The 17,888-nt window shown below is 52.7% G+C and carries 24 protein-coding genes; 9 read left to right on the top strand and 15 right to left on the bottom strand.

Translation table 11 applies throughout. The features are described 5' to 3' along the window. Window positions 1–11 precede the first annotated feature (11 nt). Window positions 12–1,526 carry a BCCT family transporter gene (locus tag KNP74_RS12510; RefSeq protein WP_138858644.1) on the bottom strand — a complete coding sequence of 505 codons (1,515 nt, stop codon included), beginning with the start codon at window positions 1,524–1,526 and terminating at the stop codon, window positions 12–14. Window positions 1,527–1,689: 163 nt separating this feature from the next. On the opposite strand from KNP74_RS12510, the gene KNP74_RS12505 reads away from it, so the two are divergent. Continuing rightward, window positions 1,690–2,544 (top strand): HAD family hydrolase, encoded by an 855-nt coding sequence (locus tag KNP74_RS12505; RefSeq protein ID WP_214764452.1) that lies wholly within the window; start codon window positions 1,690–1,692, stop codon window positions 2,542–2,544. Between the two features lie 559 nt (window positions 2,545–3,103). Here KNP74_RS12505 and KNP74_RS12500 read toward each other — a convergent pair. Continuing rightward, a complete protein-coding gene (locus KNP74_RS12500) occupies window positions 3,104–3,436 on the bottom strand; it encodes a hypothetical protein (protein WP_214764451.1) in 333 nt (110 codons plus the stop codon). Between the two features lie 98 nt (window positions 3,437–3,534). Between KNP74_RS12500 and KNP74_RS12495 the strand changes: the two genes are divergently transcribed. Continuing rightward, on the top strand, window positions 3,535–3,696 hold the full coding sequence (locus KNP74_RS12495) for a hypothetical protein (RefSeq protein ID WP_034779568.1): 162 nt from the start codon (window positions 3,535–3,537) through the stop codon (window positions 3,694–3,696). Window positions 3,697–3,711: 15 nt separating this feature from the next. Here the strand turns inward: KNP74_RS12495 and abc-f are convergent, their stop codons facing one another. Beyond that, the gene (gene abc-f, locus KNP74_RS12490; protein WP_214764450.1) at window positions 3,712–5,550 is read right to left on the bottom strand and encodes a ribosomal protection-like ABC-F family protein; all 1,839 of its coding nucleotides are present in this window, start codon (window positions 5,548–5,550) and stop codon (window positions 3,712–3,714) included. Between the two features lie 326 nt (window positions 5,551–5,876). On the opposite strand from abc-f, the gene KNP74_RS12485 reads away from it, so the two are divergent. Continuing rightward, on the top strand, window positions 5,877–6,794 hold the full coding sequence (locus KNP74_RS12485; protein WP_214764449.1) for a DMT family transporter: 918 nt from the start codon (window positions 5,877–5,879) through the stop codon (window positions 6,792–6,794). A gap of 37 nt (window positions 6,795–6,831) precedes the next feature. Here KNP74_RS12485 and KNP74_RS12480 read toward each other — a convergent pair whose 3' ends face one another. The 5 genes from KNP74_RS12480 to KNP74_RS12460 all read right to left on the bottom strand — a co-directional run bounded on the left by KNP74_RS12480 (window position 6,832) and on the right by KNP74_RS12460 (window position 9,666). Then, window positions 6,832–7,017: a hypothetical protein gene (locus KNP74_RS12480; protein WP_021065953.1), complete on the bottom strand. Its 186-nt coding sequence runs from the start codon at window positions 7,015–7,017 to the stop codon at window positions 6,832–6,834. Between the two features lie 15 nt (window positions 7,018–7,032). Further along, window positions 7,033–7,944, bottom strand: coding sequence for a Gfo/Idh/MocA family protein (locus tag KNP74_RS12475; protein ID WP_214764448.1), 912 nt, complete (start codon window positions 7,942–7,944; stop codon window positions 7,033–7,035). An 84-nt stretch (window positions 7,945–8,028) separates the two neighbouring features. Then, window positions 8,029–8,742, bottom strand: a complete 714-nt coding sequence (locus tag KNP74_RS12470; protein WP_214764447.1) for an anti-sigma factor — start codon at window positions 8,740–8,742, stop codon at window positions 8,029–8,031. Beyond that, a complete protein-coding gene (locus KNP74_RS12465; protein ID WP_214764445.1) occupies window positions 8,739–9,299 on the bottom strand; it encodes an RNA polymerase sigma factor in 561 nt (186 codons plus the stop codon). The genes KNP74_RS12470 and KNP74_RS12465 overlap by 4 nt, the downstream gene beginning before the upstream one ends. Window positions 9,300–9,414: 115 nt before the next feature. Further along, window positions 9,415–9,666, bottom strand: a complete 252-nt coding sequence (locus KNP74_RS12460) for a hypothetical protein (RefSeq protein ID WP_214711245.1) — start codon at window positions 9,664–9,666, stop codon at window positions 9,415–9,417. 62 nt (window positions 9,667–9,728) lie between these two features. Between KNP74_RS12460 and KNP74_RS12455 the strand changes: the two genes are divergently transcribed. Further along, window positions 9,729–10,517: an HAD family hydrolase gene (locus KNP74_RS12455; RefSeq protein WP_214764443.1), complete on the top strand. Its 789-nt coding sequence runs from the start codon at window positions 9,729–9,731 to the stop codon at window positions 10,515–10,517. Window positions 10,518–10,523: 6 nt separating this feature from the next. Here KNP74_RS12455 and KNP74_RS12450 read toward each other — a convergent pair whose 3' ends face one another. Both KNP74_RS12450 and KNP74_RS12445 read right to left on the bottom strand, forming a co-directional pair. Then, window positions 10,524–10,796: a hypothetical protein gene (locus tag KNP74_RS12450; RefSeq protein ID WP_214711247.1), complete on the bottom strand. Its 273-nt coding sequence runs from the start codon at window positions 10,794–10,796 to the stop codon at window positions 10,524–10,526. 166 nt (window positions 10,797–10,962) lie between these two features. After that, window positions 10,963–11,178: a hypothetical protein gene (locus tag KNP74_RS12445; RefSeq protein WP_251126428.1), complete on the bottom strand. Its 216-nt coding sequence runs from the start codon at window positions 11,176–11,178 to the stop codon at window positions 10,963–10,965. Between the two features lie 130 nt (window positions 11,179–11,308). Here KNP74_RS12445 and KNP74_RS12440 point away from each other — a divergent pair, with 130 nt between their 5' ends. From KNP74_RS12440 to KNP74_RS12425, 4 genes are all read left to right on the top strand, one after another. Continuing rightward, window positions 11,309–11,542 carry a hypothetical protein gene (locus KNP74_RS12440; protein WP_029594535.1) on the top strand — a complete coding sequence of 78 codons (234 nt, stop codon included), beginning with the start codon at window positions 11,309–11,311 and terminating at the stop codon, window positions 11,540–11,542. After that, window positions 11,539–11,739 carry a helix-hairpin-helix domain-containing protein gene (locus KNP74_RS12435; protein ID WP_029594536.1) on the top strand — a complete coding sequence of 67 codons (201 nt, stop codon included), beginning with the start codon at window positions 11,539–11,541 and terminating at the stop codon, window positions 11,737–11,739. The genes KNP74_RS12440 and KNP74_RS12435 overlap by 4 nt, the downstream gene beginning before the upstream one ends. Before the next feature lie 155 nt (window positions 11,740–11,894). Beyond that, on the top strand, window positions 11,895–13,355 hold the full coding sequence (locus KNP74_RS12430; RefSeq protein WP_214719085.1) for a UDP-N-acetylmuramoyl-L-alanyl-D-glutamate--2,6-diaminopimelate ligase: 1,461 nt from the start codon (window positions 11,895–11,897) through the stop codon (window positions 13,353–13,355). A gap of 96 nt (window positions 13,356–13,451) precedes the next feature. Then, on the top strand, window positions 13,452–13,796 hold the full coding sequence (locus tag KNP74_RS12425) for a YflT domain-containing protein (RefSeq protein WP_034779525.1): 345 nt from the start codon (window positions 13,452–13,454) through the stop codon (window positions 13,794–13,796). Window positions 13,797–13,854: 58 nt separating this feature from the next. Here KNP74_RS12425 and KNP74_RS12420 read toward each other — a convergent pair whose 3' ends face one another. Continuing rightward, entirely contained in the window at window positions 13,855–14,850 is a 996-nt protein-coding gene (locus KNP74_RS12420) for an MDR family oxidoreductase (RefSeq protein WP_138858656.1), read from the bottom strand. 146 nt (window positions 14,851–14,996) lie between these two features. On the opposite strand from KNP74_RS12420, the gene KNP74_RS12415 reads away from it, so the two are divergent. Next, the gene (locus tag KNP74_RS12415; RefSeq protein WP_034779522.1) at window positions 14,997–15,428 is read left to right on the top strand and encodes a hypothetical protein; all 432 of its coding nucleotides are present in this window, start codon (window positions 14,997–14,999) and stop codon (window positions 15,426–15,428) included. A gap of 19 nt (window positions 15,429–15,447) precedes the next feature. On the opposite strand, the gene KNP74_RS12410 is transcribed toward KNP74_RS12415, so the two are convergent. From KNP74_RS12410 to KNP74_RS12395, 4 genes are all read right to left on the bottom strand, one after another. Then, window positions 15,448–15,654, bottom strand: a complete 207-nt coding sequence (locus tag KNP74_RS12410) for a hypothetical protein (protein WP_034779520.1) — start codon at window positions 15,652–15,654, stop codon at window positions 15,448–15,450. Window positions 15,655–15,742: 88 nt separating this feature from the next. Then, on the bottom strand, window positions 15,743–16,447 hold the full coding sequence (locus tag KNP74_RS12405) for an SDR family NAD(P)-dependent oxidoreductase (RefSeq protein ID WP_214764441.1): 705 nt from the start codon (window positions 16,445–16,447) through the stop codon (window positions 15,743–15,745). 11 nt (window positions 16,448–16,458) lie between these two features. After that, window positions 16,459–16,845 carry a GNAT family N-acetyltransferase gene (locus KNP74_RS12400; RefSeq protein WP_034779518.1) on the bottom strand — a complete coding sequence of 129 codons (387 nt, stop codon included), beginning with the start codon at window positions 16,843–16,845 and terminating at the stop codon, window positions 16,459–16,461. Then, complete coding sequence (locus tag KNP74_RS12395; protein ID WP_214764440.1) at window positions 16,842–17,858, bottom strand: serine hydrolase domain-containing protein; 1,017 nt, start codon at window positions 17,856–17,858, stop codon at window positions 16,842–16,844. The genes KNP74_RS12400 and KNP74_RS12395 overlap by 4 nt, the downstream gene beginning before the upstream one ends. Window positions 17,859–17,888 lie beyond the last annotated feature (30 nt).

Here is a 17,888-nt window from a genome sequence, read left to right as displayed (position 1 = left end):
GACCCCAATTCCTATTTGATTTTACGGACATTTTCTTTGCGTAATAGACTGAACAGCGTGTACACCATCAGGATCAAGATGACGGTGAACGGGAGGGCGGAGATGAGTGAAGCGGTCTGCAATCCCTCGAGCCCGCTCGCGATCAATAGAACGGCGGCGATTCCGCCGAGCAAAATGCCCCAAACGATTCGGACAGTGAGCGGTGGATTCAAACTACCATTCGTCGTCATACTGCTGATGATGTACGTCGCCGAATCGGCTGACGTGATCAAGAAAGTAAGAATCAACAGAATCGACAAGACGGATAAAATAAAGCTGAACGGCAATTCGGCGAACGTGACGAATAAGGCACTCGTCACATCGGCATCGACCGCTTGCGCAATCGATGTTCCTTCGAATAAGTCGAGGTGAAGGGCCGTTCCGCCGAACACGGCAATCCACAAGAGCGCGATGAACGGTGGCACGATGAGCACCCCGACGATAAACTCACGAATCGTTCGGCCACGTGAGACGCGGGCGACGAATGCACCGACGAACGGCGACCAAGCGATGGCCCATGCCCAGTAGAAGATGGTCCAATCACGCACCCACGTCCCTTGCTGGTACGGCTGCAAACGAAGACTGTAGCGGATAAAGTTCTGTAAATAATCCCCTAACCCGAGCGTGAACGTCTCTAAAATAAAGATGGTCGGGCCGGCAAAGAACACGAATACCATCAATACGAGCGCGGTCCCGAGGTTGATATTACTGAGCCATTTGATGCCGCGATCGAGACCGGTCGTCGTCGAAGTCAAAAACAAGACGGTCAAAACAACGATAATCAATACTTGGACGAGCGCTGTGTTCGGCAACCCGAAGACACTGTTCAAACCACCGTTGATTTGGAGAACACCGAGACCGAGTGACGTGGCGACACCCATGACGGTCGCGATGACGGCTAAAATATCAATCGTTTGATTGAGCGGCTGTTTATAAGCCCGGTCTTTAATGAGCGGAGACAGACTCGTCGAAATAAGCCCGTCCGCATTTCGGCGGAACTGGAAATACGCGATAATCAAGCCGACGATGGCGAAGACGGACCATTGGCTGACGCCCCAATGGAAGAAGGAATATGCCATGGCCAATCGAGCTCCTTCGACGGTCAGCTCGGTCGTATCCGCATACGGAGGGGTGATGAAATGGCTCATCGGTTCGGCAACGCCCCAAAAGACAAGTCCGACCCCGAAACCAGCGGAGAACAGCATCCCGATCCAAGTAAAGAACGGGTATTGCGGACGGTCCTGGTCCGTCCCGAGCCGAATCTTCCCGTATTTACTGAACGCGAGGAAGACGAGGAAGACGACGAACAAGAAGACGGCGAGTAAGTAAAACCAACCAAACGAGCGGGTCGTGAAGTTGAAGATGTTCCCGGCAATCGTCGCGAACAACGTCGGACGAATCGCGCCAAACAGGACGAGGAGAGCGATGAGACTCGCCGAAATGTAGAACACGCGATTCAAGCGTGGCTTTTCAGGTGAAGTGTTCATGAGGACTCCTTTCCAACGCACAAATTATTATTTAGGACTAATAAATATTTCCCTATTTGCGTGAAAGGAAAACGCCTATATGCCAGAATGGTGTCTTCTTTGCGTTGAGATGAATGAATTCGGGGAATGGAATGATGAGACGCGTTTGAAAGGAGATTGGAATATGAAATTGATTGCCATCGATTTAGACGGGACGTTATTGTCTCGAACTGGTATCATCACAGAAACGAACCAAGACGCAATCCGGCGTCGCCAAGCCGAGGGAGATTTGGTCGCCATCTCTTCGGGCCGATCGATTCACGATATCGAAGAGTTGCTGCGACGGAGCAGATTGACTTGTCCAATCTTGTCCGGGAACGGGGCAATCGCTTTCTATGAGAACGAACGCATTTATTACCACGCGCTCCCGAAAGACGTCGTACAGGAGTTGTGGGATGTGGCCCATGAGCACGGAGCGTATGTCGAATTTTATACGAATGCCGGGGTGAAAGTACTCCGTTCGGGTACCGATTTACTGAAGGGCGAGTTGGATGAAGTGTTGCCACACGACCAATCGTTCTCACAGGAATGGGGCGAGCGGGAGATTGAGATTCAAAACGAACAGTTCGGGCTGACATATGTTGATGCGATCGAGGACATCGACTTTGAGGCCGACGAAGTGTACAAAGTCTTTGTCTATTCGTTCGATCGGCGCAAACTGCACGAGCTCCGGAAACTGTATGAGCCTCGGACCGACATTTTGATCACGACGGCAGGCTGGACAAAAATCGAGATTGGTCATCCGAATGCGAGCAAAGGGATGGCCTTGACGCAGTTGGCAGAGCATCACGGTATTCCCCAAGCGGATATTGTGGCCATCGGGGACAATTTGAACGACATCTCGATGTTCGAAGTGGCGGAAACGAGGATTGCGATGGGGAACGCCGTCGATCCGTTGAAAGAGATCAGCACCCATATCACGAAGGATGTCGAGGACGATGGCGTCGCCTATGCGCTCGACCATTATATCGACGACTAAATTTTGGAGAAATGGTGAACACGGATTCAATGTCACGTAAAACGGTTAATGTATTAGTGTAGTCCTCATTCAACGTGTTGAGCTGAAAGGGGGCAACGGATGAAACGAAGATTCAATCGTTGTTTGACTGAGGCCGGCTCGGTGAAACGAGAGACAAGTTGGTTGAAAGACCGGCGGACTAGGTGATCTCCTGATTCAAACTGTCGTCCACCTGACCTCGCGCGAGAGGTGAGGGGCAGACAAAAAGGATATGTGGGAGGCAAAACGTCTAGGAAGTTCGGTGTTTCAAAACAGGTGGGCATGATGAGGTTCAAGATGGATTTCAACCTTATTACGTCGAAACGCAGTCATGGCCGTTTTGGAGGCAATGTCTCTGTGCAGGGTCAGATTGATGTTCAGACGAACGAACGCTCCGAAATCACGTTCTGAACCGCGTCCATTTTCTAGCACGTATCGATTGATTGCATGGGACGGTCGGCTGGGAACTTTCTCGGTCGGATGAAAGTCCGCTCTACTAGAATCGCTCACCGTTAAGCGCCACGATACGTGGCGCTTTTTCTTATGGGGCGAACGTGGCGACCCGATCCGGTTGTTTGCCATCTGCTCGTTCAAACTTCACACGATGGCCGTCTGCGGCCTGTTCGACCTGAAACGTGTAAGCGGCGTCGGGTTCGTCTTCGAACGTCACATCATAGACGTAGCCGCTTAAGGAAAGGGTACCGTCAATCGAATAGGTTTCCGCCGAAATGTTATAATGAGTCGCAAGGTACTGCTCCAAAGCCCGCTCGCGTTCTTTAATTTCGGTCGAGTAGCGGACGTAGAGGAACGTAGCGGCCGTGATGGTGACGACGAGGGTGAATCGGAGAATCGTCTCCCAGTTTCGTTTTGGCATGAGCGCGTCCCCTTTCCATATCTATAAAATAAGAATTTCAAAATATTTTACGAAAAATTCTGACAAATTACAAGAAAAAATTGTAGAGGAGTGACGACATGCCGAAAATATATTGGCTCGGGACGTTCGTGAGCGGATTGATCCTCATGATGATGGGGGAAACGGGTGCTGTCCCACGTATCGTGCCCTATTTTTTGATGGCGCTTGGCGTGACGGGCTTTCTTGTCCAAGCTTGGTTCGAACAAAAACGACGCCGCTAAAGGCGTCGTTTTTGATTAAATCGATTCGAGCAACTGGTTCAACAACGTGTCGATGTCTGCTTGGAGCGCATCGGCTTGTTGCTGCAACGTCATTAATTCTTCTAAATCGTTCGTCTCATTCATCTGGTGCAGGAGTGCTTGATGTGATGCCTCGAGCTCGGTCAGGCGAGCTTCATCAACTGTGGTGTCGCGAGTCGTTTCTTGCTTCGGTTTCACGAGTTTCGGTTTAGGAACGACGACCTCTGCGTTCATTTCATGTTGCCGTTTTTCGAGCGCATACGACACGTTTCCCGGGAAATGTGTCGCTGTCCCATCAAGCCAATACGTAATCGGGAACAGCTTGTTCAAGAAGTAGCGATCGTGTGAGACGGCGACGAGCGTGCCGGTAAAGCGGTCGAGTGCGTCTTCGAGTGCCTCACGCGCTTCGATGTCGAGATGGTTCGTCGGTTCGTCTAACACGAGCACGTTGATGTCCTCGTGCATGAGGATGGCGAGCATGAGCCGCATCTTCTCACCGCCGCTCAAATCTTTGACCGGTTTGAAGACGCTTGCGCCATAGAAGAGGAACTGGGCCAGCAATTGACGGGCCTTCCCTTCATCGACAGCGATGCGGTCACGGAACGCCTCGATGAGCCGATGGGAGTCATCAAAGTCGATGTGTTGGGACAAGTAGCCGATTTGGGCCCGTTCCGCTCGTCGCACCTCGCCTGTCGCCGGTTCGAGGTGACCGAGCAACACTTTCAACAGGGTCGACTTGCCGCTCCCATTTGGGCCGACGATGGCGATGCGTTCGCCATGACCGGCGTAGAACGAGACGTGTTCGAAGACGGTCCGGTCGTAAGTGACCGTCACGTCGGTCGCCTCTAACACATCGCGTCCGGTCCGCCCCTGAGCTGTGAACTGAATGTCCGGTTGAACGGCCTCGAGTCGTGGTTTTTTGATCGTCTCGATGCGGGCGAGCGCTTTCTCCATCGATTTGGCGCGCCGATAAAACTTCTCGTTCGGTGGATTGCCTTCGTTCGCCCACTGTCTTAGCTGTCGAATCGTTTCCTTCATCTTCTTGATTTTCTTTTGTTGCTCCGTATAGGCATGGAATTGATCGAGCAACTTCTTTTCTTTTTGGGCGACGAACGCGCTGTAGTTGCCATCAAAACTAGCCAACTCCCCGTCCTCACATTCGACGATGCGTGTGGCGACGGCGTCGAGAAACACGCGGTCGTGTGAGACGAGGAGAAGCGTGGACGGACTGTCACGCAGGAATGACTCGAGCCAAGTCATCGCTTCTAAATCGAGATGGTTCGTCGGTTCGTCGAGGATGAGCAGTTCCGGCTCTTGGAGCAACGCCAAGGCGAGCCCGACTTTGGTCCGTTCTCCGCCGCTGAGTGTGTCGAATGGGCGGTCGACGAAACTTGTGAGCCGTAATCCATCGATCATCGCATTCACTTTCGAATCGATGGCATAGCCGCCGCCGTTCTCATAGCGCATCTGCAGGGCGCCGTACGTCTCGAGGAGTGAGTCGATGTCGTCACTTGAGATCATCTGTTCCTCGAGTCGTCGCATCTCGTCACCGAGTCTCGTCAACTCGGCGAACGCGGTATAGAGTACGTCTCGCCCTGATTTACCGGGATGGGCAGGAATCTGGGCCAAATAGCCAATCGTCAGCCGTTGTTTTCGATAGATCGTCCCTTCGTCGGGCGAATCGGCGCCGACGATGAGGTGTAGGAGTGTCGTCTTGCCGCTCCCGTTCCGTCCGACGAGCCCGATTCGCTCGCCTGCGTTTACCTGAAGATTGGCATCGATTAAGACGGCGTGGCCGCCGAATTGTTTTTGAATATGTTGTAATTCGATTAACATAGATGGTTCCTCCTAAAGTAGAGGCCTATCAAAAAAACCGAGCGCAAAGAAGCGCTCGGCAAGAAAGAGAGGCGCTTTGTCGTATTTCAGCAATGTCTAAAAAAGGACAGACGGGTCCTGTGGTTACGCGACATCGTGAAAAATCGCACGCAAAATGTACAAATGTTCTGTTGACCAGTGCGTACGTCCGACAAAGTTCACCTTTCTCCCTCCTTTCAATCATCATTAGAGTTATTGTAAGCGATTTCGGTCAGTTCGACAACTAGAGAGACAGGAATTTCAGGAAACGGTGTCGTATTGTTTAGGCATCAGAAAGGAGAGACGCTATGCGCAAGGAATGGCTCGGTGCTATCAGTTTAACGCTCGCCGCCAGCATTTGGGGCGGGATGTACGTCGTCAGTAAGTATGCGCTCGGCTATATCGAACCGTTCACGCTCGTCTGGATGCGCTACGCCGTCGCTTTTGTCGTTCTGTTTATAATGTGGTGGGCGTTCGGACGCGAGCAGATTGCCAGGGGCGCCTGGAAGTGGATCGCGCTCGTCGGAGTCGTCGGCTATGTCGCCTCGATTTCATTTCAATTCATCGGCACGAAACTCTCAGATGCCCATACCGGATCGCTTGTGACGGCGGCGACGCCGGCGTTCATGGTAATCTTCGCCCGATTGATCTTGAAAGAGCGGCTCACACCTGTCAAAATCGGGTCACTTCTGTTGGCGACGCTCGGGGTCATCATCGTCGTCGGCTGGCACGTCGAAGGTACGTATTTCATCGGTAGCCTCGTCTTGGTCGGTGCCGCCATCACGTGGGCGCTCATGTCCATCTATGTGAAAATCGCTTCCGAGACGATGTCGTCGTTAACGATCACGACGTTCGCTATCGGCATCGCCTTCGTATTGATGACGCCGCTCATGGGAATGGAAGTGGCCTCATCCGGTTTACCGGATATGACCACGGTATTGTGGCTCAGCGTGTTATACGTTGGCATCATTTCGACGGCCGGGGCGTTCTTCTTTTGGAACAAAGGAATCGAACTCATGGATGCGAGCGTCGGGTCGCTGTTTTTCTTCTTCCAACCGCTCGTCGGGGGTTACCTCGGCTGGCTCGTCCTCGACGAACGGCTCGACCGCAACTTCTTCATCGGTGCCGCCTGCATCATCACGGCCGTCACTTGGTCGACACTCGCCGAACGACGGCAAAAGCGTGTCCGCGAGACACGTCAAGCTGAGGAGCGCCATATCTTATGACCAAAGACGACCGACCCGCTCTGGGCCGATCGTCTTTTTAAAATCCGTGATGATCGAGTTTGTCTTCGTCGCGCTTCATCTCGAGTTCGAGCCGCTGAATCGCGAGTTTCTCTTGCTCGATTTTGAGTCGAAGTTCTTCTAAACGCGCCTTCCGTGTCTTGTTGAACGTGTCTGCGGCGATGGACACGACGACGATGACCATGATGTAGAAAAAGAAATCCATTTGATACGCCTCCTTTTAGTGTGAGCCGAACAAATCCGTCACCAGCTGTTGTGTGAGGAGCGCCTCACGACCGTCCGTCATGATGGCTGTATCCTCGGTTAGTGCTGAGATAAAGTGGTCGATCGCCCCCTGGAACCCGCGTTGGGTCAGGAGTGTGTCCCATGACCCGAACGTTTTCGTCGAATGGGTGCCGTGCTCGAAGCGGTTGAGCGTCACCATCTCGTCGACCGTCACGCGAAGTCCGTCCCGGATGGCGCTCAGCCCTTCGTGATTCGTCCCGGCTTTCCGGTGCATCGACGTCGTGTGCAGTCCGTGCTCGTCTTGCCAGACGTGGCGTGCGAAATGGAGACCGTTCGTCTCGGTCTTCTCCAAATGCCCTGTGATCAGGCGCAACTCGCTTCCGGTGAAGTACCGGAGCGTGTCGACGACATGCAAATAGTCATCGAGCAGTGTGAACTGATAGTCGTGGCCGCGTAATCCGTCGCCGCGATGCTTGACGAAGTCGAGCGTGTGGAATGGGGCTGCTGCTTTCACGTGCTGATACATCGGGGCGAAACGGCGATTGAAGCCGACCATGAGCTTACGGTTCTTCTGCTCGGCCAGCTCGACGAGACGTTCCGCCTGTTCGATTGTCGCAGCGAGTGGTTTATCGACATACACATCGACACCGTTTGCGAGCAGATAAGAGACGACGTCGAAATGCGTCTCGGTCGAACTGTGGACGAACGCCGCGTCGACGGCTGCCGCAAGCTCGGGCAGTCCCGTGAATGATTCCATCCGGTGGGCTCGACAGATCGCCTCACGTTTGGCGACGGTCGGGGAATAGGCACCGATCAGTTCGAACGATGTGCTGTTCGATAAAATCGGTAAGTACGCTTTCTGAGCGATGCCGCCGAGACCGACGACACCAATTTTAGGCTGCCGCATATGTACCACCCCTTTTCTATCATCATAACGAAAAAAGAACCGAATGACACGCACGCGTGGTGCGTCAGGTCATTCGGTTCTTGCTTATAGGCTGGCAATGAGGACGATGTCGCCCTCTGGTGCCCTGTTGCCGCGTTCGGGTTCTTTCGTGACAGCGACGGTATCCCAGTCCGTCTCCGATTCGGTCGAATCGAGTGTATAGATGACGGTCCCGTTGCCTTTAGCATCCGTCACGAACGCCCCGGTCGGAATCGGGGAGTCGTCTTTTATGAGCCAAACTTGATATACCTCGTTCGCTTCGAGCGCATCGAGTCCGTTCGTTTGGACGATGAGCTGACGCTCACCGTCCTGTTCGGCGAGGTAAGCCACGCCTTCTGAGTCGCCTTCGAGTGGTACCGTCTCGGTCAAGGCGATGCCGCTCGGGTCATCTTGGTTCAAGAGCAGATAGCCGTTCCCGATCAAGGAGAGCACGAGTGCGGCTGCGAGAGCGAGCGCTCCCCATGGCGTCTTCTGTTTTTTCTTCGATGCCGTGAATGGGGTGACCGGGGTCGGTTCGTCTGGTTTCGACGCTGTCTCCGTATCGTCTTCTGCGAACACGTTGTCGAGGATGCGTGCCTTCATCCCGCTCGGCGGTTCAGCCGGTTCAGAGAGGAACGCGACGCCGCCGACGAGGGCCTCGAGTTGTTCGAGCTCTTCTTGACACGTTTGACATGTCGCGAGATGCGCTTCAAACCGGATGCGTTCGTCTTCCGTCAAATGCTGGTTGAAATAATCAATCAATTGGTCACAAGCGTTCATCGTTCCACCTCCTTATCGATCAAATCATGGGATAGATGCCTTCGTAACTGTTTCAACGCTAATCGAATCCTTCCTTTTACGGTACCGAGCGGAATATCGCACGCATCGGCGATCTTTTGTTGGCTGAGCCCTTGGAAATACATGAGACGGACGACTTGTTGTTGCTCGGTCGGCAGTTCGGCCATCGCCGTCTCGATTTGCGTTCGCTCTTCTTGCCATTCGACCTCGGTCTCGACGGACGGGGCCGGGGACGGGATGGCTTCAGCGTAAGACTCGTCTAGTTGCAGGTCGGGTTTTCGTTTGCGAATCAAGTCGATCGTGACATGACGGCTCATCGTGAACAGCCACGATTTGAATTTTCCTTTTGAGTCATCATATACGCCGCCGCCGCGCCACAGCTTGATGAATACTTCCTGCATCGCTTCTTCGGCGAGGTCGCGGTCTTTCGTCAACTGCATGACAAAGGCATACAGGATTCGTTCGTAGCGATCATAAAGTGCCTCGAGCGCTTGTTTGTCTTTTTGCCTGACGCGCTCGTACAGTTCAATATCAGTCATGGCTGTCTCCTTTATCCATAAGGGAATCCCTTGTATTGATCTAACGGATGAAACCGTGAAATGGATGCCTATTTGAGGTGACTATTTTGTGAACGGTCGTTATGTAGTCCCGTGTTTAACGGGAGCATGTCGACGTCGCGTCGCCGAGGCGGCGGAAGAGTTTCAAATTCAAGGCGCTGAGCAGTCGATACGTCATAAAACTAATGAACGTCGCCGTGAGGAGCGTGACGAGAAGTGCGGGTCCGTTCGAGAGCCATTGTTGCCAAAATGAATATGTCCGTATGCCGAACAAAAAGGCGAAGACAAGTCCGAACCCGATCACGATTCCGCTATACTGACAGTAGTAGCGGCTTAAACGATTTTTCATGTTGCACGTCCTTTCTCCTTTTACTATACGAGAAGGGGTATGGCGACACAAGGAGGATGACGATGAAACGATTTACAAAGGAAGGACGGACGCTCATCTGTTTTGATTTCGACGAGACGTACTTCCCGCATGCTTGTTCCGCAAAGCAGTTGGAGCACTTGCGGCAACTCGAAGATTTTCTCGATCATCATTCACATCGCTTATCGACGATGTGGGTGACGGGGAGTTCGCTCGAGACGATTATGGAGAAAGTGAAGCGGGCCGAGATGCGTTACTTCCCACATCGAATCGCGGCGAGTCTCGGGACAGAGCTGTATCAAGTGATGGCGTCCGGACAACTGGAGCTTGATTCCGGTTATTCGTCACGGTTTCCCGATGATTTTTCAGACCGCGTCACCCAAGTCGTCGACAGGCTAGGGCGAACACTCACGATTGAACCACAGACGAATCTTGGCACAAGCGGCTGGATGCACAATTATTATTACTTCGGCAAGAGCGCACAGGAGCTCGAGCATATTCGTTCGAGTGCCGGTGACTTCGGAATCGCGGTCAACGTTAGTCGTTGCAACCCGCTCGCCGGGGATCCGGCAGACGCCTACGATATTGATTTCATCCCACGAGGGGCGGGGAAAGTCGCTGCAGTCGACTACGTGTGCGACCGATATACGTTTCATACCGAGCACGCCTACGCGTTCGGGGACAGTGGGAACGATTTAGGAATGTTGGGGTATGTCGGTAACGGCTATGTGCTTGGCAACGGGACGGAAGAAGCCAAACGAGAACATGGTCGTGTCACCGAGGGCATGTATGCGGATGGGATTCTAGAAGTGTTGCATCGAGCGATGCGATAGACGAACTCAAGCGCTGGCGACTAGACGTAGCGCTGCGGTCTCCACCCGCTCGAACAAATGCGTTCTCAGCCGATGGGTCGTCAAATCGAGCGGCAGACGATGCTTCCAAAGCTCGGTGAACACCTCGAATAGGACGGCCTCGGCCCAGTCGGCTCGCGTCGTCAAGCGGAGGGTGAGCGAATATAAGATGCGCTCATAGCGGTCGTACAGCAGTTCGAGCGCGGAAGTGTCGCGGTTTAACAATCGTGCGTATAAATCGTGATCGGATATGAATGACATGGTGAACTCCTTTAGGAATGAGACTGTCTCGTGGTTTGACTTGCGGGAAAATGACGGAACCTTCTTATTTCACTTATAAGGTGAGCGTAAACGGTTACTTGCTGATTCGAGCACATTCAAAAAACACCCGAGGTCCGCGTCTAGCGGCCAGGCGGGTGTTTTTGGGTTAAAACGACGTATAACAGTGAGGGCATGTCTGGGTGTTCCCACCGGACCGTTTGAACGTTTTCTTACAGTTCGGACACGTGACGGTCTCGGTGTCTTGGCCGAACAGGCTGCCGCGGTTGAATAAGACATTTCGCAAATTTGGCAAGGCTTTGGCGGTATAAATCATGGAGATGAATAGGACGATGGCCAAAACGGCCAACATGACATATGTCATAACGGGCGTACTCCTTTCGCAAAAGATTCATTTCTTCTAGCATACGGCAAATCGCTCAAATGCACACCTCTAGACTGGAGTTACGAACAAATGTTCGATATAATAAAGGTAACAAAAGGAGGGAGATCAGATGAGGCAAGAGGTCATGCGTTGGATGCGGAACGGACAAGTCGTAGAAATGGTGTATATCGATCGGAACGGGGTCATTTCAAAGCGACGCGTCAAACTGATGAAGCTGCAAGGCGATCGACTTGTCGCGTGGGATATACGCAAGAAGGCCCGTCGGACATTTTGTATGGAACGTGTCCTCGCCTGTCTCCCGACGATCGAACGAGATTCAGGACGAGAGGAGGGAATTGGATGACACCACTTCCGAAATGTTCGGCGCCGGCCGAACGGGCGCTCAAGGCCGCCTATATCGATACGCTCGAACAGTTGGCCACGTATACGAAGCAAGAGATTGCGGCCTTACATGGGGTCGGGCCAAGTGTGCTGCGGATCTTGGAAACCGCGCTTCATGAGCAAGGACTTCGGTTCACCGACAGCGAAATACATTCCTAGTCCCGTCCTGGACTAGGAATTTTTTGGTTGGGCGATTGCATTGCACGTAAAAAGGGAAGTAATATATTTGTCATCTCCATTACAGCCTAATATCTAGTACCATGACGATAAGGTTTGCGAACCTAGCGACACCCATGAGAAAGGAAGTACACAGCATGAGGACGAAACGTTTATCCGCCATTCTAGAAAATGAGATGGATGACATCGAACGCGATCCATGGGTGACCGGAATTGAGACAGATTCCAGAAAGGTCAGTCCAGGGAATTTATTTATCTGTATCCGCGGTTATACGGTGGACGGACATGAATTCGCTGAGGATGCCGTCTCCAAAGGAGCGGTTGCTGTCATCTCGGAATACCCGCTTGATCTTGAGGTGCCGAACCTTGTCGTCGCGGACACGAAGCGGACAGCCGGCGTGGTGGCCAGTGCCTTTTATGACCACCCCTCACATCGGATGCGTATTTACGGTGTCACCGGTACGAATGGCAAAACGACGACCGCAACATTGACATATGATCTATTTCGTCTGTCCGGACGACCGGTCGGGATTGTCAGTACGATTGGAGCACGTTATAAAGATCAAACATTAAAAACACCAAATACGACGCCGGAAGCCGTCGTCTTACATCGTATTTTGGCCGAGATGGCGGATGCCGGCGTGACCGACTGTGTCGTCGAAGTCTCCTCGCATGCAATGATGGAAGGACGTGTCGAAGGCGTCCGATTTCACGCGGCGGCGTTCACGAACTTGACGCATGACCACTTGGATTACCATCGCTCAATGGACGAGTACGCCCGGGCCAAAGCCCGATTATTTGAACAAGTCGAAACGACAGACGGGGACGCCATTATTTTGAACGCCGAAGACCCGGCCAGTAAAACGATGGCCGCCTTTGCCCCGACCCGTCGACGTATCATGTATAGCACGCATGCGGACGTACCGGCCGATATCCAAGTCATTTGGCATGACCAAACGGTAGTCGTCAAAATGAACGCACTGACGATTGAGGCGCCGGTCCGCTTCATGGGCGCATTCAATGCCGCCAACTTGGCCGCAGCCATCGGTCTCGTCTCGACGTCGGAACTGATGTTGCGTGCAATCATCGCCAACGTGCCGGGACTCACGCTTCCGAAAGGTCGGCTCGAACGACTCGATACGGAAGACGCCGAGATTTATCTCGATTATGCCCATACGCCTGATGGTCTCGAGAAGTGTCTATCGACGCTTCAGCAAGGGGAACGTGAACTCGTTGTCGTCTTGAGTGCGGCCGGAGACCGAGATCCGACGAAGCGGGCAGAGATGGGTCGAATCGCGAGCCGCTATTCAGACGATTTAATCGTGACAGTACATGACGTGCGGACGGAAGACCCGAGGCACATCATCGATGGATTGCTCGAAGGTGTTGATTCGAACACGCATTACGTGACGTTCGAGGAACGGCGAGATGCCTTGCGCCATGCAGCGCAACAAGCGCTCGTCGGGAAACGGATCGTCGTCGTCGGAAAAGGTCATGACCATGTCGAACGAGTCGGACAAGAGTCGATTCCGTTCAACGAATCGGACATTTTGCTCGATGAATTAAAAAAATTAAAAGGCCAAGAACCGGCCGTTTAACGAAACGATGACAGCTGTCATCGTTTTTTAATGTGTCATTTTAGGAAAAGAAGGTAATTACTCTTACTGTAACGCTATCGAAGGAGGGAACTACACATGTCAGTTTTGTACAAAGAGTTCACAAATGATGAAGAAGTCGTGACCGCCATTCAATCGATGAAAGCGAAAGGGATTGAGGACAAGCACATTTATGTCATCACCCATGATGATGACCGGACCGACCGTGTGGCCGATAATGCCGACGCGAATACGGTGACGGCATCAGACGTCGGCCTGGGGACGGCCGCGAAAAATGTGTTCCGTAAAAAAGGGGACGAGCTTCGAGCCCAATTCGAACAGCTCGGCTTCTCATCGACCGAAGCGGATCAACTCGAGAAAAAATTAGACCAAGGCAAGGTGATCGTCGTCGTCAAAGACGCACCAGCCGGATTCACGTTATAATTCCACCACCATGGAGAATACAGAGACAGGGCTGAATCGATGGATTCAGCCCTGTTTGTTAGTCATGGATCCGAACGACGGTCCGGCCGCTCAGTTCGCCGCGCATCATCGCCTCAGCGTGGCGAGGGACGTCATGCAACGGAATCTCATGAATCATATGGTTGAGCACGTTAGAATCAAGCAGCTCATCCAGTCGTTCCCACGCCTTCAGGCGACGTACGATGGGTTGCATGACCGAGTCGATGCCGATTAATTTGACTCCGCGCAAAATAAACGGATAAACAGTTGTTGGAAGGTCGGAACCGCCGACAAGTCCGCAAGCTGCAACGGCACCTTCATAACGCGTTTGACTCAAAATATTCGCAAGAGTGGCCCCGCCAATCGAATCGATTGCCGCGTCAAACCGCTGTCGAGCTAACGGACGAACCGCTCCCTCAAGCTCGTGTCGATCGATGACGGTGTCAACGCCAAGTGCTTGCAAATAAGGGGAGTCTGTCTTTCCTGTGGATGCGATGACGTGATAGCCAAGTTTATGAAGTAAGATAATCGAAAAACTGCCTACGCCTCCAGTTGCACCTGTTACTAGCACTTCTTCCCCTGGTCGAACGCCAGCGGACTCAAGCGCATCGATTGAAAGCATGGCTGTCAATCCAGGTGTCCCGATTGTGATGGCATCACGCATGTCCATACCTTTAGGCAGTTTTACAAGCCAGTTTCCGGGAACTTGTGCAAATTGACTGAATCCGCCGAAATGTCGTTCGCCGATCCCGAAACCGGTGGCGATGACTTCATCGCCGGCTTTGAAGTCGAGATGATCGGACTCGACGACCTTGCCGACAAATTCACATCCAGGGATGAACGGGTATTGATTAATGATTTTTCCGGGTTCGGTAAGACCGAGGGCGTCCTTATAATTGAGTGCGGAATAATGGACCTCGACGAGGACGTTACCGTCTTCTTCTTTTGGAAGCGCGTCGAGTTTGACGTCCGTCACCTTGGCGTGAAGATGGTCATCCGTCTTGTCGAGGACGAGTGCTTGAAATGATTCGTTCATGGTCAATTGGCCCCTTTCGCTGATCCGTATTCTATTCCTTTGTTATGATTCCCTACCTGCCAAAATATATACACGAATGTTTCGTTCTAACAGGGAGTGGAATGGTACAATGAAAGAGATTCAACTAGAGTGAGGAGGAATGAAGCATGCGGCACGACGACTATGAGTTTGATGAAGAAGTAGAAGAAGGCGAATTGTTCAACGTATACGACATTCTGCCACCGGATGGTACCATTCTTGAGATGGCAACGGCCGAAGAGATGGTACGTGCGGCGGAACTCGAGGCGACACATAATGCGCTCGAGCGAATCCAAGACTCAAACTTTCAGTTGTCAGGGGTAACCTTTAAAGAGTTGCTGGCAGAGTTCGAACGATACGAGCAAGAATCGATGGAATTCTGGACAGGTGTTTATAGCCGATTGCGCATTCCATGGGCATGGACGATTCGAATCGATGTGGCCAACGGTCCGATTCACGTCGTCAATGACCGCGACATCTTTATCGATGAAGCGGACTTCGAAGAGTACGATTTCGAGGAATATGCTGATGATGATTACGAAGAAGAAGACAATCAATGAATCCAAAAACGTCTTTCCCTCATTCAGGGAAAGACGTTTTTTTGCTGTCGAGGAGAGCAACACGGATGCGCGTTACTTCTGTCGCTCCGAACCAAAGTCCGACGCTACATAAGATGGCGACACCGCTCACCATCGCTCCGACAATCGCCGTGTCCCCAATCATCGTGAACGACAATCCGAGACTGAACAAGCCGAAAAATAATAATCCTCCTGCAATCGTCTTCATGACTTAGCCACCCTTTCTCATTTCATCTGTCTCTAGTGTAGGCGGTTGAACCTAAAAAGGGTGGCTGAATTTTATACCAGGTGAAAAATCAGTCTAGGTCATACACCGAATACGTCTTGCCATTCTCGAACGGCTCGTCTAGCAAGTGTTTCGCCAAGATGCGGGCGACCGTTTCAGGGGTGCGCAATCGTCCTTCCGTCACATAGGAGCGGAACTGTTCAACGTCACGGAACGCGTCTTCTGACGAGGCTCGAATGCTTTCCTGCATCGCGGTGTCCATGACGCCTGGATTGAACAAGGCGACCTTGTCGTCCGTATCGGTCAATTCAAGGGCGACCGTCTCGGTGAAATGATCGAGCCCGGCTTTCGTTGCACAATAAGCACTCCAGCCCGAGATGGGGCGCTTGGCGGCCCCAGAGGTCACATGGATGAGCGAGACGGGCAGGTCGTATGCGAGCACCGCGTTTGTCAAGAGCATCGGGGCGAGCAGGTTGGCTTGGACGTGGGCGATGAGCTGCGCAGCGTCCAATTGACCGGCCCGATGAATCGGTTCAATCAACGCCGCATTTTGGACGACGAGCAAAGACGTTGCCGTCTCGATGAGCGGCTTCATCTGTCCAATTGCGACCAGTGTGCTTGTCGGATCAGCTAAGTCGACCTTGACGTGACGGAACGAGGCATCGGTCGCCTGCGTCCGTGAAAAATTGACGACCTCGTAATCACGCTTCAATAGTTCTTCGGCGATGGCACGGCCGAGGCCGCGCGATGCACCGGTCACAATGGCTAGTTTCATGACAGTTCCTCCTATTCGTGAATCGTCTTTCGATACCCGTAAAACGGGCGGAAATTCAATTTCTCGTAGTACGTGTGGGATGAAGCGCTCGCGAGCATCTCGAGGCGCGTTTCGGGGTAGAGCGCATGCACGTGTGACAGCAGTCGCTCGCCAATCCCGAGGCGACGGTGCGAGGCCGCGATGAGCAGTTCGCACACGTACAGGCTCACGGTCGTGTCGGTCAATCCACGCAAGTAGGCGATCACCTGTCCTTCTGACTCGACGACATAGGCGACGTTCGATTGCCGCCACGCCTGTTTCGTCAACTCGTGTTGTCGGACGAGTTGACTCCAACCTTCCGTTTCATTCAACGCTTGAATCTGTTCGAAGTCACGTTCTTCGTATGGGCGGATGTTCAAGAAGACACACCTGCTTTCTGTTCGATGACTTTCATGAGGTCGAACGCCCCGTCTGACTCGTTCGAACAGACGACCGAGACGATGTCTGTGGCCGGATAGTAAGCAGAATGAAAACTGACGCCGGGGTCATAGCCCATGACATGATATTTGAAGACGTGTCGATTCGCGTCCAATTGAATCCACAGACCGTAGCCATAATGTACGCCTTTGTCGTTTACCTTCACATGAGGAGTCAGCAGTCGTGATGTCATCTCCTCATCAAGTAGGCGATGAGCGAGCAGGGCGTTCCAAAGTTTGGCCATATCTTGTGCCGTCACGAACGCACCGCCGTCCGCGCCGCCTTTTATGGGAATCGAATAGTGGTTCGTCCGCCAAGAGCCGTTCGCGTGGTCGATATACCCGAGCGCCGTGTGCGCTGGTAAGGCATCGAGGGAGAAGTACCCCGAATCGGTCATGTCGGCCGGTTTGAACACGAATCGTTCGATATAGTCCGAGAACGTCAACCTGCTCGCTTGTTCGATGATGAGGCCGAGCAGGATATACCCGGCATTATTGTATTGGAACATGCCCTGTTCTTGTCGCATCGGTTCGTGCTGGAACATCGGGAGAAAGTCACGTAGCTGCCTGATGTGATACATTGGACGCTGTCGCCACAATTCCTCGAAATCGTCCATGACAGACTCGTCGAAATAGTCGGGGATGCCGGACGTGTGGGTGAGCAACTGTTCAACTGTCACGGCTGGGTCAAATCGGGGGAAGTCGATGTCCAAACTCTCGCGGAGTGTCGACGTAAACGACAATTTTCCTTGTTCGACGAGCTGGCAGATGGCAATCGCTGTGAACAGCTTACAGCCCGAAGCGATGCCGAAGCGGGTCGACGTTTGATTTTCGATTTGTTCGGCCCGATTCGCGTAGCCTTGCTGAAGTTCGAACAGGATGTCGTCTTGTCGCATGACGAGCGCCGATCCGGAAAAGGTAGATGAGACTCCATAGCGTGACCAGTCAGGACTCATGGTTGACCTCCAACTTCTAATTTTAAGTTT

This window comes from Exiguobacterium sp. s141 (assembly GCF_018618085.1).
Classification (GTDB): Bacteria; Bacillota; Bacilli; order Exiguobacteriales; family Exiguobacteriaceae; genus Exiguobacterium; species Exiguobacterium mexicanum_A.
This window is presented reverse-complemented; position numbering and strand designations above follow the sequence as displayed.

Coding starts and splice junctions, on each gene's coding strand:
- KNP74_RS12510 (WP_138858644.1), bottom strand. CDS start 1,526: ATGAACACTTCACCTGAAAAGCCACGCTTGAATCGCGTGTTCTACATT.
- KNP74_RS12505 (WP_214764452.1), top strand. CDS start 1,690: ATGAAATTGATTGCCATCGATTTAGACGGGACGTTATTGTCTCGAACT.
- KNP74_RS12500 (WP_214764451.1), bottom strand. CDS start 3,436: ATGCCAAAACGAAACTGGGAGACGATTCTCCGATTCACCCTCGTCGTC.
- KNP74_RS12495 (WP_034779568.1), top strand. CDS start 3,535: ATGCCGAAAATATATTGGCTCGGGACGTTCGTGAGCGGATTGATCCTC.
- abc-f (WP_214764450.1), bottom strand. CDS start 5,550: ATGTTAATCGAATTACAACATATTCAAAAACAATTCGGCGGCCACGCC.
- KNP74_RS12485 (WP_214764449.1), top strand. CDS start 5,877: ATGCGCAAGGAATGGCTCGGTGCTATCAGTTTAACGCTCGCCGCCAGC.
- KNP74_RS12480 (WP_021065953.1), bottom strand. CDS start 7,017: ATGGATTTCTTTTTCTACATCATGGTCATCGTCGTCGTGTCCATCGCC.
- KNP74_RS12475 (WP_214764448.1), bottom strand. CDS start 7,944: ATGCGGCAGCCTAAAATTGGTGTCGTCGGTCTCGGCGGCATCGCTCAG.
- KNP74_RS12470 (WP_214764447.1), bottom strand. CDS start 8,742: ATGAACGCTTGTGACCAATTGATTGATTATTTCAACCAGCATTTGACG.
- KNP74_RS12465 (WP_214764445.1), bottom strand. CDS start 9,299: ATGACTGATATTGAACTGTACGAGCGCGTCAGGCAAAAAGACAAACAA.
- KNP74_RS12460 (WP_214711245.1), bottom strand. CDS start 9,666: ATGAAAAATCGTTTAAGCCGCTACTACTGTCAGTATAGCGGAATCGTG.
- KNP74_RS12455 (WP_214764443.1), top strand. CDS start 9,729: ATGAAACGATTTACAAAGGAAGGACGGACGCTCATCTGTTTTGATTTC.
- KNP74_RS12450 (WP_214711247.1), bottom strand. CDS start 10,796: ATGTCATTCATATCCGATCACGATTTATACGCACGATTGTTAAACCGC.
- KNP74_RS12445 (WP_251126428.1), bottom strand. CDS start 11,178: ATGACATATGTCATGTTGGCCGTTTTGGCCATCGTCCTATTCATCTCC.
- KNP74_RS12440 (WP_029594535.1), top strand. CDS start 11,309: ATGAGGCAAGAGGTCATGCGTTGGATGCGGAACGGACAAGTCGTAGAA.
- KNP74_RS12435 (WP_029594536.1), top strand. CDS start 11,539: ATGACACCACTTCCGAAATGTTCGGCGCCGGCCGAACGGGCGCTCAAG.
- KNP74_RS12430 (WP_214719085.1), top strand. CDS start 11,895: ATGAGGACGAAACGTTTATCCGCCATTCTAGAAAATGAGATGGATGAC.
- KNP74_RS12425 (WP_034779525.1), top strand. CDS start 13,452: ATGTCAGTTTTGTACAAAGAGTTCACAAATGATGAAGAAGTCGTGACC.
- KNP74_RS12420 (WP_138858656.1), bottom strand. CDS start 14,850: ATGAACGAATCATTTCAAGCACTCGTCCTCGACAAGACGGATGACCAT.
- KNP74_RS12415 (WP_034779522.1), top strand. CDS start 14,997: ATGCGGCACGACGACTATGAGTTTGATGAAGAAGTAGAAGAAGGCGAA.
- KNP74_RS12410 (WP_034779520.1), bottom strand. CDS start 15,654: ATGAAGACGATTGCAGGAGGATTATTATTTTTCGGCTTGTTCAGTCTC.
- KNP74_RS12405 (WP_214764441.1), bottom strand. CDS start 16,447: ATGAAACTAGCCATTGTGACCGGTGCATCGCGCGGCCTCGGCCGTGCC.
- KNP74_RS12395 (WP_214764440.1), bottom strand. CDS start 17,858: ATGAGTCCTGACTGGTCACGCTATGGAGTCTCATCTACCTTTTCCGGA.